Here is a 2,313-nt window from a genome sequence, read left to right as displayed (position 1 = left end):
TACCTCTTTGTTTCTCTTTGCAGTCAGAATCAAATATTAAATTGAGACTATAGGAACGCCTCTGATCTTCAGCTATTTCTTGATCAATTTCCTCAACATCATAACCAAGCTCTGAAACTACTTCTGACCTACTCTTAAATCCATTCCTCACCGCCATCTGCTGTGCCTGCTGGTCTTTTAACGGATCCACCCACCTGTGCTATCCATTTTACTTCTTTCGATGTTTCTTTTCCTGTTGTAGAAAGCTTTCCAGATAAAATAGCTAACTCTATCCATCTATTCCACACTGGTCGGCAAAATTGAAATACCATAATATTGTGTTGTAACATCGCACATCTTCTGCGAAACTCCAGCTCGAATTGATGAATAATTTACGTTAGTTAAATCCCCTGTCAGTTGCTCATAAGTGATACCCATACCGATCGCTATAGCTCTTAATTGCTGCCTCATGAACGCTTCATAACTGCCACCCACATCAGATGGCTCTGAAAATTTAATGTCTTCCCCTGGGTCTAAAAGCTGCATAGTTCCTGGCTCTAAACCTGATAATGCTACTCCATGCTCATTTGCTTCACCTTCACCCATTATATTTGCTTCTGGATCAAGTCGTGTAACAAACCCGGCAAACATTGCTGCAGTTTTTTTTCTTACCAGCTCTGCATCGTCATATTGATCAAGTTCGTAGAGTTTTAAAAGTACATTTGAAAGCCATGGTTCTCCTCGAATTTGCCCTGGTCTCAGCGGTTTATAGATATGCAAAACATCACTTGCTGGTACTCTAACTGATTCTCCAAATGATCCTTCTCCTGGATGCTCTCGAAAGAGGTAATACGCTTCTCTCTGCCCAAGTCGGTTAAATTCAATACCATTGCGAATAATATTCCCATTTGCTAAAGTTTGATTGCTCTTATTATCCAAATGCTCTGATTCCAGTACTTGTAGCTGCAATGGTACAGAAAATCCATCTTCAGGTTTACGGTTTCTTAGGCGAATAAAACATTCACCACCTTCAATCATACTTCTGCAAATTAGAGCTTGTAATCCATAAAAATCACTTGTTCCACAGCTATCTGCTTCATCTGTCCACCTCAACCACAGCTCTTGCACTTTTTTACGAAATTCTGGATCCTTAGCCTTTGATTGCGGCTTGATTCCCGTGCCAACACAATTACTAACAATAGTGTCTATGATATTTGCAGCATATGGATTCTTTCTTACCATGTCCCGAGATCTACTACGCAAGTGTTCAAGGCTTTGAGACAGCAAATTATTTATGCTTCCTGACTCTCCATGCCAGTACATTACTCTTCTTCCTGATCCTGACGCATCCCATGCAGAACTTTGAATTTTTGGTTTTTTGAATAGTTGTTTGAATGTTTTTAAAAGCATATTTCTCCTGATAACCAAAACTTTCTCAATTCTTCTAATGTTCCATTAAATTTATTTCTATCGCATTTTCCAATTCCTTCTACTGAATGTGCTGTTTTACCATTTGTATATTGCCATAAAGTCCAGTTGTTCCATCCTCTCGGTAAAACAGGTTTTTCTTTCCAGCTAGCAATCCATAATGGACATTTTATCAAAGTTGGAGTGGCAAAATTTTTTAGAAAGTTAGCATTTCCATAAATTAATGGTAGACTATTTTTTACTTCTTGAATTTTTTCAACAAAGTCTTCTGCTTGCTTTGGTGTAATATTTTTTCCTTGTTCATTTCCTTCGATATCAAGTGCCAACAAAACTTTTGAGTCATTTCCTACCACATCTAAAAAATGACCAGCTTGATCTTTTCCGTCTCCATCTACACCAAAATGGTATGCACCCCATAACAGTCCTATATTTTCAGCTTCTTTTCTTCTTTCGGCATACTTTGAGTCAACATATTTTAGTCCTTGGCTGGCTTTGTGAATTACACCCAATATTCCATTTCTTTCAGCTAATTTAAAATCTACATCTTCTTCCCAATGGGAAATATCTACCACTGCATCTGCGTACCCGTTTTTCTCAGATATTGGCTTCGATTCTACCTCTTTTTCTATAATGCCACTATTGATTATTATATATTTCAATTGCTTGAGAAATTCTTGATATTCTCTCATATTATCCCCTTGCTAGTTGCAATAACAATCCTGCGCTTTGGCTTTTGACCTGCAATTTTCAACTCAGACTTAATTCGTTGCCTTAAGCTCAAAAGATCATTTATCTGCACCTCTGCATATCTCACCACATGGTCACCATAAGCAATTGATACCACTCTCCTGCCGTTTTGCAGTTTCTGAATTGCTTGCTCAACTTGAGCTAAATATTCTTCAGTGT

The 2,313-nt window shown here is 38.0% G+C and carries 2 protein-coding genes and 1 pseudogene; all 3 read right to left on the bottom strand.

Going from position 1 to position 2,313, the window contains the following annotated elements:
- A pseudogene (locus IC220_RS07130) lies at positions 1–1,389 on the bottom strand (phage portal protein); the annotation flags it as partial.
- Positions 1,380–2,096: a glycoside hydrolase family 25 protein gene (locus tag IC220_RS07125; RefSeq protein WP_188153744.1), complete on the bottom strand. Its 717-nt coding sequence runs from the start codon at positions 2,094–2,096 to the stop codon at positions 1,380–1,382. The pseudogene IC220_RS07130 and the gene IC220_RS07125, both read right to left, overlap by 10 nt.
- Positions 2,093–2,313, bottom strand: a 221-nt coding sequence (gene gpW / locus IC220_RS07120; protein ID WP_188153743.1) for a gpW family head-tail joining protein, incomplete at its 5' end; no start/stop codon positions are given. The genes gpW and IC220_RS07125, both read right to left, overlap by 4 nt.

Source organism: Wolbachia endosymbiont of Pentalonia nigronervosa, from assembly GCF_014534705.1.
In the GTDB taxonomy this organism is placed as follows: domain Bacteria; phylum Pseudomonadota; class Alphaproteobacteria; order Rickettsiales; family Anaplasmataceae; genus Wolbachia.
This window is presented reverse-complemented; position numbering and strand designations above follow the sequence as displayed.

Excerpts from the sequence above, each read along its gene's own strand:
- IC220_RS07125 (WP_188153744.1), bottom strand. The coding sequence starts at position 2,096 with ATGAGAGAATATCAAGAATTTCTCAAGCAATTGAAATATATAATAATC.